Annotated in this window: 16 protein-coding genes and 1 riboswitch; of the genes, 15 read left to right on the top strand and 1 reads right to left on the bottom strand. The window is 42.7% G+C overall.

What is annotated here, in order from left to right:
- Positions 1-61: 61 nt before the first annotated feature.
- The 7 genes from ADI76_RS07935 (at position 62) to ilvD (ending at position 7,821) form a co-directional block, all read left to right on the top strand.
- The gene (locus ADI76_RS07935; protein ID WP_049515627.1) at positions 62-577 is read left to right on the top strand and encodes a hypothetical protein; all 516 of its coding nucleotides are present in this window, start codon (positions 62-64) and stop codon (positions 575-577) included.
- Between the two features lie 36 nt (positions 578-613).
- On the top strand, positions 614-1,339 hold the full coding sequence (locus ADI76_RS07930) for an alpha/beta fold hydrolase (RefSeq protein ID WP_049515625.1): 726 nt from the start codon (positions 614-616) through the stop codon (positions 1,337-1,339).
- A gap of 181 nt (positions 1,340-1,520) precedes the next feature.
- Positions 1,521-2,504, top strand: coding sequence for a GMP reductase (gene guaC / locus ADI76_RS07925; protein WP_021153179.1), 984 nt, complete (start codon positions 1,521-1,523; stop codon positions 2,502-2,504).
- Positions 2,494-2,589: riboswitch (purine riboswitch) on the top strand. (Overlaps the previous gene by 11 nt.)
- Before the next feature lie 89 nt (positions 2,590-2,678).
- The gene (locus tag ADI76_RS07920) at positions 2,679-3,260 is read left to right on the top strand and encodes a xanthine phosphoribosyltransferase (RefSeq protein WP_049497932.1); all 582 of its coding nucleotides are present in this window, start codon (positions 2,679-2,681) and stop codon (positions 3,258-3,260) included.
- Positions 3,260-4,519 (top strand): nucleobase:cation symporter-2 family protein, encoded by a 1,260-nt coding sequence (locus tag ADI76_RS07915; protein WP_049497933.1) that lies wholly within the window; start codon positions 3,260-3,262, stop codon positions 4,517-4,519. The genes ADI76_RS07920 and ADI76_RS07915 overlap by 1 nt, the downstream gene beginning before the upstream one ends.
- Positions 4,520-4,632: 113 nt before the next feature.
- Positions 4,633-5,976: an MATE family efflux transporter gene (locus tag ADI76_RS07910; protein ID WP_049515622.1), complete on the top strand. Its 1,344-nt coding sequence runs from the start codon at positions 4,633-4,635 to the stop codon at positions 5,974-5,976.
- A gap of 126 nt (positions 5,977-6,102) precedes the next feature.
- Entirely contained in the window at positions 6,103-7,821 is a 1,719-nt protein-coding gene (gene ilvD, locus ADI76_RS07905) for a dihydroxy-acid dehydratase (RefSeq protein ID WP_049515620.1), read from the top strand.
- A gap of 59 nt (positions 7,822-7,880) precedes the next feature.
- Here the strand turns inward: ilvD and ADI76_RS07900 are convergent, their stop codons facing one another.
- A complete protein-coding gene (locus tag ADI76_RS07900) occupies positions 7,881-8,063 on the bottom strand; it encodes a 4-oxalocrotonate tautomerase (protein WP_001117401.1) in 183 nt (60 codons plus the stop codon).
- Between the two features lie 114 nt (positions 8,064-8,177).
- Between ADI76_RS07900 and ADI76_RS07895 the strand changes: the two genes are divergently transcribed.
- Genes ADI76_RS07895 through ADI76_RS07860 form a run of 8 tightly spaced genes read left to right on the top strand, consistent with a single transcriptional unit; the run spans position 8,178 to position 14,666 of the window.
- Positions 8,178-8,762 (top strand): thymidine kinase, encoded by a 585-nt coding sequence (locus ADI76_RS07895; RefSeq protein WP_049515618.1) that lies wholly within the window; start codon positions 8,178-8,180, stop codon positions 8,760-8,762.
- 21 nt (positions 8,763-8,783) lie between these two features.
- A complete protein-coding gene (locus ADI76_RS07890) occupies positions 8,784-9,257 on the top strand; it encodes a GNAT family N-acetyltransferase (protein WP_049515616.1) in 474 nt (157 codons plus the stop codon).
- 15 nt (positions 9,258-9,272) lie between these two features.
- Entirely contained in the window at positions 9,273-10,352 is a 1,080-nt protein-coding gene (gene prfA / locus ADI76_RS07885; RefSeq protein WP_049515614.1) for a peptide chain release factor 1, read from the top strand.
- Positions 10,352-11,188 (top strand): peptide chain release factor N(5)-glutamine methyltransferase, encoded by an 837-nt coding sequence (gene prmC / locus ADI76_RS07880; RefSeq protein WP_049515612.1) that lies wholly within the window; start codon positions 10,352-10,354, stop codon positions 11,186-11,188. The genes prfA and prmC overlap by 1 nt, the downstream gene beginning before the upstream one ends.
- Positions 11,175-11,789: an L-threonylcarbamoyladenylate synthase gene (locus tag ADI76_RS07875; RefSeq protein ID WP_049515610.1), complete on the top strand. Its 615-nt coding sequence runs from the start codon at positions 11,175-11,177 to the stop codon at positions 11,787-11,789. The genes prmC and ADI76_RS07875 overlap by 14 nt, the downstream gene beginning before the upstream one ends.
- A gap of 35 nt (positions 11,790-11,824) precedes the next feature.
- Positions 11,825-13,081 carry a serine hydroxymethyltransferase gene (gene glyA, locus ADI76_RS07870; protein ID WP_049515608.1) on the top strand — a complete coding sequence of 419 codons (1,257 nt, stop codon included), beginning with the start codon at positions 11,825-11,827 and terminating at the stop codon, positions 13,079-13,081.
- An 8-nt stretch (positions 13,082-13,089) separates the two neighbouring features.
- Positions 13,090-14,064, top strand: a complete 975-nt coding sequence (locus ADI76_RS07865; RefSeq protein ID WP_049515606.1) for a nucleoid-associated protein — start codon at positions 13,090-13,092, stop codon at positions 14,062-14,064.
- Positions 14,064-14,666, top strand: coding sequence for a lysozyme family protein (locus ADI76_RS07860; RefSeq protein ID WP_003007284.1), 603 nt, complete (start codon positions 14,064-14,066; stop codon positions 14,664-14,666). Before ADI76_RS07865 ends, ADI76_RS07860 begins: the two co-directional genes overlap by 1 nt.
- Positions 14,667-14,822 lie beyond the last annotated feature (156 nt).

Below are 14,822 nucleotides of genomic sequence, written 5' to 3'. Positions count from 1 at the left end.
TTGGTAAGTAAGTACTATTGTCAGTTTGGAACAAGTAGGTAGGAGAAGAGGGAAAAAACTAGTGGATAAAGATCAATTAATAAACAAGCCAGAAATAAATATTGTTGGGGTTATTGTGAACCATCACTTTAATTGGTACATTTGTTCAAACGATATGTGGACCATGGATATTGATAAATATATTCAGGCTTACAAGGAAGCGGGTTTGGATCTTGATTTTTCCTATTTACCTGAGATTCAACAGAACCTTCATGTGATTACAAAAAGCAATCTTGGGACTTATTTAGAAATGTATAAGGATGACTGGCTGAAGGTGACCATTGAAGAATTGATCGCAATGATCAAACGTTCGATGGAGGGGAAGGATTGGAATTCAGAGATTATTCTGGAAGGAAAAGCCTTGCTCCCGGATCTTTTCATCAATTTTGATAAAGAGGAATTTTATTCAAACCATCTAGGGATGAAAAACTACGAGAGATATGTGCCAAACGGATGGAAAGTTTTTTCAGGAAGTTTTGATCAGTTGGTCCCTAAAGAGCAACAATATTGGATTGAAAAGACTGGCGCTAACCAATGAAGCAACTAATAATAAAATTAAAAAAGGTAAGAAACAATGAAGTTTTATTTTATTGGTGGCCTAGGTGGCAATTGCTACCATCTGGCGCCACTTATCGATGAGCTCGGCTTTCAGGTAATCTTTTTAGATCCATACAGGGAAATGATCCAGACAGAAAACGATCTTCGGGTTTGGTTTCAAGGTCAGATTGACCAGGCGGAAGAGATCTGTTTATTGGGGCATTCCTTAGGTGGAGATTTGGCTCGTTATCTGGCTGTTGAATTTCCTCAGATAAAGGCTCTGATTCTCTTGGATGGGGGCTATCTAGATATGGAAAAGATCCTGCCTTTGGAGGAAGAACTAGATGGTACATCGTTCTTCATGCAACAGCAAGTCTTTTCGACATTGGAAGAAGCCGTGTTAGCAGAATTCGGTGATGGAGCAGATCCTACGCCTATAGCGCGAAAAGCAGTAGAGGCTAGCTATCGCTGGAATCCAGCGAGTGAACAATATGAATTAAATCTGGATCTAGAAAAAGTCTTGGCCTTATTGCGCTTGAGACGTATCATCAAGGCTGACCAGATTTCACTTTCGGACAAGCCCGTCCTCTTTATTGGCCCTCGATACCAAGAAGAACCTGAATGGAGGAAAGCAGCTCTGAATCAACTAGATCCTAAGATCCAGCAAGTCTTGCTGGAAGGCTTGGGGCACGAACTGTATACAGAGGCACCAGAAATTGTAGCTAGAGAAATCAACAATTGGCTCCAAAATATTCATAAATAAAACCTGTTTCTCTTTTTGAAACAGGTTTTATTTTGTAATTTCCGAACGTTGTTTCCTATAAAATCGTTCCCGTTGCATTAAGTCCGTATCTTTGGTATAATCTATCAAGGAAACGTCAAGAGACGTAGCGATGCGCTTGCGCATAGGTAGGTCAGTTTTTAGAAAAGAGATTTTACAATCGATGTTAAATGAATTTCCTATTTTCGACTATGAAGATATCCAGTTGATTCCCAACAAATGTATCATCAATAGCCGGTCTGAAGCAGACACAACCGTTCAATTTGGAAAACATACCTTCAAGCTACCAGTTGTTCCAGCTAATATGCAGACGATCTTGGATGAGAATGTAGCAGAGCAGTTGGCGCGTGGTGGATACTTCTACATCATGCACCGTTTTGATGAAGCGGGACGGATTCCTTTTGTCAAACGCATGCATGATCAAGGTTTAATCGCATCCATTTCGGTTGGTGTTAAGGAATACGAATACGACTTTGTGAGTCAATTAAAGGCAGATGCGCCTGAGTACATTACCATTGATATCGCACACGGTCATGCGGATAGTGTCATTCGGATGATTCAACACATCAAGAAGGAATTGCCAGATACTTTTGTCATTGCTGGAAATGTTGGAACACCTGAAGCTGTTCGTGAATTAGAAAATGCGGGAGCTGATGCGACTAAGGTCGGAATCGGCCCTGGTAAGGTTTGTATCACCAAAGTGAAGACTGGATTTGGTACAGGTGGTTGGCAATTGGCTGCCCTTCGCTGGTGCTCAAAAGCAGCGCGTAAGCCAATTATTGCGGACGGTGGGATTCGGACCCATGGTGATATTGCCAAATCGATTCGTTTCGGGGCGTCTATGGTCATGATTGGTTCTCTTTTTGCAGGTCATATCGAAAGTCCTGGTAAAACAGTAGAAATCGACGGAGAGTCTTTCAAAGAGTACTATGGATCTGCTTCAGAGTATCAAAAAGGCGCTTATAAGAACGTCGAAGGCAAGAAGATTTTATTGCCTGCCAAGGGTCATTTGCAAGACACCTTGACAGAAATGGAACAAGATTTGCAAAGTTCGATCTCGTATGCTGGAGGCCGAAAATTAGCAGATTTGAAACACGTTGACTATGTGATCGTTAAGAATTCCATCTGGAATGGCGATGCACACTAATTGAATTACTTATTTATTTCACGAATGGGCGTGATGTTTCTACAAGGTGCCGGAACACCTAACAATAAGTAAGTCGAGATAAATCCTTTTGTTAGAGGATATTCAAGGCTTGCTTTGCAGGCCTTTTTGTGTTTTGTGGATAAGTAACGGATTTTATAGAAAGTAGGAGGAAGTATGAAATTACTTGAAGAACGCATCTTAAAAGATGGTAACGTTTTAGGTGAGAATATCCTCAAGGTGGACTCCTTTTTGACCCACCAAGTGGATTTCAAACTCATGAAAGAAATTGGCCAGACCTTTGCGGACCGGTTCAAAGATGCGGGTATTACCAAAGTCGTCACCATTGAAGCGTCTGGGATCGCGCCAGCCCTTTATGTAGCGGAAGCACTAGATGTCCCTATGATTTTTGCGAAGAAAGCGAAAAACATTACCATGAATGAGGGCATCTTGACGGCTGAGGTTTATTCCTTTACCAAGCAAGTCACTAGTACGGTTTCAATTGCTGGTAAATTCTTAGATCCAGCGGATAAGGTTTTGATTATTGATGATTTCCTAGCAAATGGTCAAGCGGCTAAGGGCTTGATTCAGATCATCGAACAAGCTGGTGCTCAAGTGGAAGCCGTTGGAATCGTCATTGAAAAATCCTTCCAAGATGGACGGGGATTACTAGAAGAGTTGGGATATCCAGTTGTATCCCTCGCGCGTTTGGACCGTTTTGAAAATGGTCAGGTTGTATTTAAGGAGGCAGACATCTAATGCAAAAACAAGAAAGCCATTCACAGGCATCCGTTCTAGGCTTGCAACACCTTTTGGCTATGTATTCGGGATCTATTTTGGTGCCGATCATGATCGCAAGAGCTTTGGGCTATAACGATCATCAACTAACCTACCTCATCTCTACAGATATCTTCATGTGTGGGGTAGCAACTTTCCTTCAAGTGCAACTCAATAAATACTTTGGGATCGGACTTCCAGTAGTCCTTGGAGTTGCCTTTCAGTCTGTAGCGCCTCTCAGTATGATCGGGGCTAGCCATGGTAGTGGGGCCATGTTTGGTGCCTTGATTGTCTCAGGGATTTACGTGGTTCTGGTCTCAGGATTCTTCTCGAAAATCGCCAACCTCTTCCCATCCATTGTGACGGGATCTGTCATTACGACCATTGGTTTGACCTTGATTCCGGTAGCGATTGGGAACATGGGGAATAACGCAGCCAAACCAACGGTGCAAAGTCTGATTTTAGCCGTGATCACCATTCTCATCATTCTTGTGGTCAACATTTATACGACTGGCTTTATCAAATCTATCTCTATTTTGATTGGCTTGATCGCAGGGACTGCTATTGCGGCCTCAATGGGCTTGGTGGATTTCACACCTGTATCGCAAGCACCAGTCGTTCACGTTCCAACACCATTCTTCTTTGGAGCACCTAAGTTTGAAATCACTTCAATCTTAATGATGTGTATTATCGCGACGGTTTCCATGGTCGAATCAACTGGTGTTTATCTTGCACTTTCAGATATTACCAAAGATCCGATTGATAGCACGCGCCTCCGTAATGGCTATCGTGCTGAAGGGTTGGCCGTTCTTCTCGGTGGTATCTTCAATACCTTCCCTTACACTGGATTCTCACAAAACGTTGGTTTAGTGAAATTGTCTGGTATCAAGACTCGTCTTCCAATCTATTATGCGGCTGGTTTCCTTGTTCTACTCGGTCTCCTTCCAAAGTTTGGAGCTTTAGCACAAATCATCCCAAGCCCAGTTCTTGGTGGAGCGATGCTGGTCATGTTTGGTTTTGTATCTATTCAAGGGATGCAGATCCTTGCGCGTGTTGATTTCGAGCACAACGAGCACAATTTCCTCATCGCAGCTGTATCGATTGCAGCAGGGGTTGGCTTGAATAACAGTACCCTCTTTAATGGCCTTCCAACAGGATTCCAAATGTTCTTTGCAAACGGGATTGTCGTCGCAAGTGTCTTAGCAATCGTTCTCAATGCGATTTTAAACCGCAATAAATAATTATCTCAAATTTACCGGAGGTCCTTGGATCTTCGGTTTTTTTGACTTTTAAGGCAACATATAGTAGAGTGGAAGAAGAGAAAATCTTATTTGACGAGAAGAGAGTTAGAATCATGTATTTAACCTATCACTTTAAAGAACGCTTGCGCTTGTTTTTAAGTCTGTTTTTGCCGATTTTGATCTACCAATTGGCCAATTATTCAGCCAGCTTTGTCGATACAGCCATGACCGGTCAGTACCGGACCCTTGATTTGGCTGGGGTTTCTACAGCTACCAGTCTGTGGAATCCATTTTTTACTTTCCTGACCGGGATTGTCTCTGCTCTGACACCGATTGTTGGGCATCACTTAGGCAAGGGAAATAAAGAACGGATTGCTGGCGATTTTTACCAATTCCTCTATATGTCATTTGCTATGGCCATTCTCTTAATAGGCTTTGTCTGGGGGATTGCGCCAATGATTCTCAAGCAGATCGGCTTAGAAAATGTTGTTGCTCAAATAGCCATTCGCTACTTATATTTCCTTTCTCTAGGAATCTTACCCTTGTTGCTCTTTAGTATCGTGAGGACCTTCCTTGATACGTTGGGAATGACGCGTTTATCGATGTACTTGATGCTCTTGCTCTTGCCTTTGAATGCTTGTTTTAACTATATCCTGATCTATGGGGCTTTTGGTTTTCCTGAGATGGGAGGAGCGGGAGCAGGTCTTGGAACCTCTCTGGCCTACTGGGTCTTGCTGGCTATTGCAGTTTTGATCTTGTGCAAGCACCCTAAGGTAGCATCTTTCCAATTGTGGAAGCCGCAACCTTATGATTTTAAAGGAATGAAAGAAGTATTACGCCTTGGGCTTCCAATCGGTGGAATTGTTTTTGCAGAAGTCATCATCTTCTCGCTGGTTGGCCTTTTAATGGCAAAATTCCCATCACTCACCATCGCTAGTCACCAATCGGCCATGAATTTTTCTACCCTGATGTATGCTTTCCCAGTCAGTATCTCAAGCACCATGGCTATTATTGTATCTTACGAACTAGGAGCAGGAAGACCAGAAGTGGTCAAACAATATTGCCGTTTGGGACGGCTGACAGCCTTTGGCTTTGCGATTGTCACCCTCGTCTTTCTTTATACATTCCGCTTTCAATTGGCAGGGCTATACGGCAAGGATCCAGTCTTTGTGCAGCAAACTGCTATTTTTATGACCTATAGTCTCTTTTTTCAAGTAGCTGATACCTTTGCAGCACCCCTTCAAGGGATTTTGCGGGGTTATAAGGATACAACCGTTCCATTCTTATTAGGAGTTTTTAGCTATTGGTGTATTTCGATTCCTTTAGGGATTTTCCTTGACCATGTGACCAACTTGGGTCCCTATGCTTATTGGATCGGCCTTATTTCTAGCCTTGTCGTGAGTGGAATTTGTTACCAACTTCGGCTCTGGCAGATCGAAAAAAAACAAACAAACTAAAATGAAGTCTGGGAAACCAGGCTTTTTGTGTACCGTGAATATTATAAATTTTCTGAAAGTTCTTGACAATTGATGTCAAAGTGGTAAGATTAGGAGGTAGAAATGAAGAACTAGAAGGAGAACAAGATGAGAAGTGATATGATCAAAATGGGGATCGACCGAGCACCAGCACGTGGTCTCCTCTATGCAACAGGGCAAGTAAAATCAGCAAAGGATATGCAAAAGCCCTTTATTGCCATTTGTAACTCCTATATTGATATTGTTCCAGGGCATGTCCACCTACGTGAATTAGCAGATGTTGCCAAGGAAGCTATTCGCGAGGCTGGTGGGATTCCTTTTGAATTTAATACCATCGGTGTCGATGATGGGATTGCGATGGGCCATATCGGGATGCGTTATAGTTTGCCATCTCGTGAGTTGATCGCAGATGCTGCTGAAACAGTCATCAATGCCCACTGGTTTGACGGTGTTTTCTATATTCCCAACTGTGATAAGATTACACCAGGTATGATTTTGGCAGCCATGCGGACCAATGTGCCTGCCGTATTTTGTTCTGGTGGACCCATGAAGGGTGGCGTTGACATGACGGGGCATCAGGCGACTCTCTCAAGTTTGTTTGAAGCTGTAGGTACTTATCAAGCTGGTGATATGAGCATGGATGAGCTGGATTTCTTGGAAAAAAATGCCTGCCCAACCTGTGGTTCTTGCTCTGGTATGTTTACTGCCAACTCCATGAACTGTTTGATGGAAGTATTAGGTCTTGCTCTTCCAGGAAATGGTACCATCCTAGCTGTTTCAGATGAACGTCGGGAATTGGTTCGCCAAGCGGCCAAACAGTTGGTAGAGAATATTAAAAAGGATATTCGTCCACGGGATATTGTGACCAAAGAAGCTATCGATGATGCCTTTGCGCTCGATATGGCCATGGGTGGTTCTACCAATACGGTGCTTCATACGCTCGCTATTGCGCGTGAAGCAGGGATTGACTATGATCTCAAAGATATCAACGAGATTGCCAAGAAGACACCTTATCTTTCTAAAATTGCCCCTTCAAGTGTTTACACCATGCATGATGTGCATGAAGCTGGTGGTGTTCCAGCCATTATCAATCAGTTGATTAAAAAAGGTGCCATTAAGGGTGATCGTATTACAGTTACTGGTAAAACCTTGAAAGAAAACGTAGCTGGTGCCGAAATTAAAAATGAAGAAATTATCCATCCAATTGAGCATCCTATTTCACCTGTAGGTGGTTTGTCGATCCTCTACGGAAATATTGCTCAGGATGGAGCTGTTATCAAGGTCGGTGGAGTAGATCCATCTGTGACCACTTTCCGTGGGAAGGCCATCTGTTGCGATTCACAAGATCAAGCCCTTGAGTTGATTGACAATGGAACAGTCAAGAAGGGACATGTCGTCGTTATTCGTTACGAGGGTCCTCAGGGTGGACCTGGTATGCCAGAGATGCTAGCGCCAACCTCTAAGATTGTCGGACGTGGTCTTGGTAAGGATGTGGCACTGATTACGGATGGTCGTTTCTCAGGAGCTACTCGTGGGATTGCTATTGGTCACGTTTCTCCAGAAGCAGCAGAAGGTGGAAATATCGCCTTGATTGAAGATGGGGATGAAATCGTGATCGATCTTCCAAATCGTACCATTGATTTGCTTGTTGATGATGCAACCCTTGCAGAACGTCGCAAATATTTGAAACCTTTCAAATCAAAAATCTCTAGCGGTTGGTTGCGTCGCTATACAGCCTTTGCCAAATCAGCCAATGTCGGTGGAACCTTGATGAGTGACGAAGAATTCGAAGAACGGAAAGCAGAACGTCAAGCCCAAGAAAAATAAGAAAAAACCTTTCATGCTATGTGATATCACAAGCAAGAAAGGCTTTTTTAGTGGAACCATTATTTGGTGCGCATTTCACCTTGAGGGAAGTAAGTTCCTTCAGGCATATCGTTAATGATGACGTGAACAGCTGACTGAGGAGCGCCAGTATTGCGGACAACAGCTTCGGTTACTTCCTTGGCCAAGGCTTTCTTTTGTTCCAAGGTGCGTCCTTCAAATAGGTCAATTCGTACAAATGGCATATGGCCACCTCCTAAATTTTTTATAGGACTATTTTATCACATTTTGGGATACAAAGCTTAGCAAAATTATGGTAAAATGATAATGAAACACATTTTAGAGAGAACAAAAGGAAAATGGCACAATTATATTATAAATATGGGACCATGAACTCGGGGAAAACCATTGAGATTTTGAAGGTGGCCCATAATTATGAAGAGCAAGGCAAGAGCGTCGTCATCATGACCTCAGCAATCGATACACGAGATGGAGTAGGAGTGGTTTCTAGCCGGATCGGTATGAAACGGGAAGCTATTGCAATTGAAGACGATACGGATATCTTTGGCTTTATTAAAAACCAAGCAATCAAACCCTACTGTGTCTTGATCGATGAAGCTCAGTTTTTGAAACGCCACCATGTCTATGACTTGGCAAGAGTCGTGGATGAATTGGATGTGCCGGTCATGGCTTTTGGCCTCAAAAATGATTTCCGAAATGAACTTTTTGAAGGTTCCAAACACCTCCTCTTGTTAGCCGACAAGATCGAGGAGATCAAAACCATCTGCCAATACTGTTCTCGCAAGGCGACCATGGTTTTGCGTACCCAAGCAGGTAAACCTGTCTACGATGGAGAGCAGATCCAGATCGGTGGACACGAGACCTATATCTCCGTTTGCCGCAAACATTATTTTAATCCAGACATACCAACTGAAAGCGTCTAGAACGTTTTAGAGAGGATAATAATGTCTATTTGTTTAAAAGATGTTACAATAGAGAATTATTTTGACGTTTTAAATCTAGAAGTTCATCCAAACCAAAGGAATTTTATTGCATCCAATTCCATTAGTTTAGCTGAAGCCTATGTATATGATAAAAATGGTGATTTTATAGCTCCCTTAGCAGTTTATGATAAGGAAGTATTAGTTGGTTTTGTTATGATTGCCTATGACCGGAAAATTGGGATCAGTAAGGGGAACTACTTGTTATTTCGTTTTATGATCGATAAACGATTTCAAGGTTTAGGCTATTTTAAACCGACTATGGATGCAGTCATTGACTTTGTTCGAACAGAGCCAGCTGGAAAAGCAACAAGTCTTTGGTTATCTTATGAACCGGAAAATAATCAAGCGAGATCTTGCTATCTCCATTATGGATTTAAAGAAACTGGCCAAGTCATAGAAGACGAAATTGTAGCAATCTATGATCTAACAACCTAGAATTAAGGAGCAAACATGAATATCTATGATCAACTACAAGCTGTAGAAGACCGATACGAAGAGTTAGGGGAATTATTGAGTGACCCTGATGTGGTCTCTGATACCAAGCGTTTTATGGAGCTTTCAAAAGAAGAGGCTTCCACTCGCGACACGGTGACAGCCTACCGAGAGTACAAGCAAGTGCTTCAAAATATCGTTGATGCTGAAGAAATGATCAAGGAAGCAGGCGGCGATACAGATTTGGAAGAAATGGCCAAGCAAGAGCTGAAAGATGCCAAGGCTGAAAAAGAAGAGTACGAAGAAAAACTGAAGATCTTACTTCTTCCAAAAGATCCAAACGATGACAAGAACATTATCTTGGAAATTCGTGGAGCAGCAGGAGGGGACGAAGCGCAGTTATTTGCTGGCGACCTCTTGCAGATGTATCAAAAATACGCGGAAAGCCAAGGTTGGCGCTTTGAGGTCATGGAAGCCTCTTACAATGGCGTTGGCGGGATCAAAGAAGTAGTGGCCATGGTTTCTGGTCAATCGGTCTACTCGAAACTCAAGTATGAATCTGGTGCCCACCGGGTACAACGGGTTCCTGTGACAGAAAGCCAAGGTCGTGTCCATACTTCTACAGCAACCGTTCTGGTCATGCCAGAAATCGAAGAAGTCGAGTACGACATTGATCCAAAAGACCTTCGAATTGACATCTACCACGCATCTGGTGCGGGTGGACAGAACGTCAATAAGGTCGCAACAGCCGTTCGTATCGTCCACTTGCCAACCAATATCAAGGTAGAGATGCAGGAAGAACGGACCCAACAGAAGAACCGCGAAAAAGCCATGAAGATCATCCGTGCGCGTGTGGCTGACCACTTTGCTCAGATTGCTCAAGACGAGCAAGACGCTGAGCGGAAGTCAACCATCGGTACTGGTGACCGTTCAGAGCGGATCCGGACTTACAACTTCCCTCAAAACCGTGTGACCGATCACCGGATTGGCTTGACCCTTCAAAAACTGGATACTATCTTATCTGGTAAATTAGATGAAGTGGTCGATGCTTTGGTCTTGTATGACCAAACACAAAAACTAGAAGAGTTGAACAAATAATGTTGTTGGGACCATTATTAGCCCAGTATGAAGAAGAATTAATAGCCGTTGGAGAGGAAGCAGAAAGCCTCTCCTTCGCGTATCGTGCTTTAAAAAACTGGACTTTTACAGACTTTGTCCTTGCCTTGCAAAAAGAAGTGGAAGTAGAGGATCAGGCCTTGCTTCTATCCATCTTTGAGCAGCTGAAACATCACGTCCCTGCCCAATATATTATTGGCAGCGCAGAATTTTTTGGTCATGTTTTTACAGTTGATGAGCGTGTGCTGATTCCTAGACCTGAAACGGAAGAGTTGGTCGCACTCATTCTTGAAGAAAACGCTGGGGAAGCCTTACGAGTTCTGGATATTGGAACAGGAAGTGGTGCCATTGCCATTAGCATAGCCCTTGCTAGACCTAACTGGCAGATTCAAGCTAGTGATGTGTCAGAGGAGGCTTTGGAGCTTGCTCAAGAAAATGCCCAGCAGTTAGAAGTAATCCTTGATTTTAAGTATTCTGATGTTCTGGATCATCTAGAAGGTCAATACGACTTGATTGTTTCCAATCCACCCTATATCTCACGGGACGATGTAGAGGAAGTTGGAGCTAACGTTTTAGCCTCTGAACCTCACTTAGCTCTCTTTGCAGACCGTGATGGATATGCTATCTACGAAAAGATTGCTCAGCAAGCGCCAAGTGTTTTAACACCAGAAGGAAAGATCTATCTAGAAATTGGCTATAAGCAAGGAAGCAAGGTAAAAGAGCTTTTTCAAGAGGTATTTCCCAACAAACAAGTTCGAGTTCTGAAAGACCAATTTGGACAAGATAGAATGGTGGTCGTGGACAATGAATCTACTTGATAAAGAATTAGAAGCAGGACGTGCGGTTATTCTGCCAACTGAAACAGTCTATGGTATTTTCGCTAAAGCTTTGGAACAAGAGGCAGTTGATTATATTTACGAATTAAAACGTAGACCTAGAGAGAAAGCCCTGAACTTGAATGTAGCAGACGAAGAAGATATTCGAATTTATTCGAAAAATCAACCTAGCTATTTAACAAAACTGATTGATTCATTTTTACCTGGGCCTTTAACTATTATTCTTCAAGCAAATGAAAAGGTTCCTGACTGGATTCATTCAGGGATGTCTACGGTTGGCTTTCGGATACCAGCCCATCCAAAGACATTGGAATTAATTCGTAAATATGGTCCTTTAGTTGGTCCTTCTGCAAATCTATCTGGACACGCTAGCGGAACAAAGTATGAAGCTATTGTAAAAGAATTTGATCAGGTAATTCCTGGCTTTGAGGATGATGCTTTCCTTACTGGCCAAGATTCGACTATCCTAGATATTTCTGGGGCCAAAGCGAGGATTTTACGACAAGGTTCTATTACGAAAGCTGACTTGCTTGCACAAGTGCCCGAGCTTTCTTTTGAGGAAGATAACCTTCCTCTGTCATAATGTATATAAAAAATTATTTAATAAGGAGTAGACCTATGATTTTTGATAAAGAAGATTACAAAGCCTATGATGCAGACCTATGGAATGCTATTTCAAAAGAAGAGGAACGCCAACAAAACAATATCGAGTTGATTGCTTCTGAAAATGTCGTCTCTAAGGCGGTTATGGCAGCGCAAGGGTCTATTCTGACCAATAAATACGCAGAAGGCTATCCGGGTCGTCGTTACTACGGTGGGACTGATGTTGTAGACGTCGTCGAAAGTCTGGCCATCGAACGCGCTAAGGAAATTTTTGGGGCTAAGTTTGCCAATGTTCAACCCCACTCAGGTAGTCAGGCCAACTGTGCTGCCTATATGGCCTTGATTGAACCTGGTGACACTGTCATGGGGATGGATCTAGCTGCCGGTGGGCATTTGACGCACGGTGCTTCTGTGAGCTTCTCTGGTCAAACTTATAACTTTGTGTCCTATAGTGTAGATCCGGAAACAGAACTCTTGGATTTTGACGCCATCTTAAAACAAGCCCAAGAAGTCAAACCAAAACTTATTGTTGCTGGTGCCTCAGCATACTCTCACATTATTGATTTCTCAAAATTCCGTGAAATTGCAGATGCAGTAGGAGCTAAGCTCATGGTTGATATGGCCCATATTGCTGGTCTAGTTGCAGCAGGTCTTCACCCAAGTCCAGTTCCTTATGCCCATATCACGACAACAACCACTCACAAGACTCTTCGTGGTCCTCGTGGTGGCTTGATCTTGACCAATGACGAGGAGTTAGCTAAGAAAATTAACTCTGCCATCTTCCCTGGTATTCAAGGAGGACCACTAGAGCATGTCGTTGCAGCTAAAGCCGTTGCTTTTAAAGAAGCGCTTGATCCTGCCTTTAAAGAGTATGCCACTAACGTGATTAAGAACAGTCAGGCTATGGCTGATGTCTTCTTGCAAGATCCTGATTTCCGTGTTATTTCAGGCGGAACAGAGAACCACCTTTTCCTTGTCGACGTCACCAAAGTCGTTGAAAATGGGAAAGTAGCGCAAAACTTACTGGACGAGGTCAACATTACCCTCAACAAGAACTCCATTCCTTACGAAACTTTATCACCATTCAAGACAAGTGGAATCCGGATTGGTGCAGCAGCCATCACCGCTCGTGGTTTTGGAGTAGAGGAAAGCCGTACAGTGGCTGAACTGATGATCAAAACCTTGAAAAACGCAGAGAACCCAGCGGTATTAGAAGAAGTGCGGAACCAAGTCAAAGCCTTGATAGATGCCTTCCCACTTTACAAGGACTAAACCATCTTATGGATATTTACGTAAAGAAAGCCATCATTCATCAATTCAGCCCAGATGATACCGACCTTTATCTGGCGGACAAATTCCTCAATATCACTCCTAAAATTGAGGAATACTTGCGCAAAAAGATTGAGCGTGTCTATTCCGATGAGGCCAAGACCGGCATTTTTGAGGAAGACAATCCATTCCTTGAGATGATCACGGATGATTTCCTAGAAACTTCAGTAGCCGTAGCCAATCGCTGGAAAGAAGAATTTGTCGTCTCTGAGAATCAAAAGACCAACGATTTGGTGTTTATCCAATTCTCAAAAGAAGGGGTGGATCATTTTGCCTTTCTTCGGATCGCCTTACGGGAAACATTGACCCATCTTGGTGGGGAAGTGGATAATCCGATTAAGTTGACGCAAAACAATCTACCTGGCTTTGGGACTGGTGCAGATGAAGCTTTGGTCATTAATCTTCAAAGCCGCAAGTACCATTTGATCGAAAAACGAATCAAGTACAATGGAGCGTTTTTGAACTATTTCTCTGAGAATCTTCTCCAGGAGCAACCTAAGATTTCACCTAAAAAATCGATCAAGGCACTAGAAAAAACAGCCCAGAAAATTGCGGAAAGCTTTAATACAGATGATTTTCAATTTCAATCAAAGGTTAAATCAGCTATTTTCAATCATATCGAGGAAGAAAATAAACTCTCTCCAGAGAAATTAGCAGATGATCTCTTCGATGACAATCTGACAGCCCGCCTCAGTTTTATTGACCAAGTCAAAGAAGCTGTACCTGAACCTGTCACTTTTGAAGAAATTGATGCATCTCGCCAGTTGAAGAAGTTTGAAAATCAGAAATTGTCATTGTCAAATGGAATTGAACTGATCGTTCCGAATAATGTCTATGAAGATGCAGAATCTGTTGAATTTATTCTAAACGAGAACGGGACCTATTCTATTCTGATCAAAAACATTGAGGATATACAGAGTAAATAATGATTAAACGCATAGTGAAGATCTTCTTATTCATCTTACTTATATTTGGAATCTACAAGGGGATCCAGATCCACCATGATGTCAAACAAGTCATGCAGTATCGCTCTCTGGTTAGAGAAGTCCTTGCTGAGGAGGATACCACAGCCAATGAAAACCTCATTCTGGCTATGATCTATACAGAGACCAAAGGTCGAGAGGACGATGTCATGCAGGCTAGTGAGAGTGCAAGTGGTGAGACCAATACCATTAGTGATAATAAGGCCAGCATTCGCCAAGGTATTCAGACTCTTTCAGATGAGTTAAAAGAAGCCAAGAAAAAAGGGGTTGATAGCTGGACAGCCGTTCAAGCCTATAATTTCGGGAAAGATTACATTGATTATGTAGCTAAACACGGTGGAACAAATTCCCTAGAGTTGGCACGCGCTTATTCGCGGGATGTAGTAGCGCCAAGCCTTGGCAATGTAACCGGTGAAACTTATCTTTATCTTCACCCTATCTCTCTTTTAAACGGGATGGAACTCTACATTAATGGGGGGAACATTTATTATTCCCGTTTAGTAGAAACCAATATGACAATTATGAAGTTATTTTCATGGTTTTAATCAATCAAGTTAGAGAGAGTTGGACAGAAATAGGTAATTCGTTAGAATTCGATTTCGTCGTCCCACCTTCGTACAGTTGAGTAGGGCTGTAACAGCTGATGAAATCAGCGTAGTAGAGCCCACTCAACCACTGCGTCTTGCTAGACAATCCAAAAA

The sequence above is a fragment of the Streptococcus parasanguinis genome (genome assembly GCF_001074805.1).
GTDB lineage: Bacteria > Bacillota > Bacilli > Lactobacillales > Streptococcaceae > Streptococcus > Streptococcus parasanguinis_A.
This window is presented reverse-complemented; position numbering and strand designations above follow the sequence as displayed.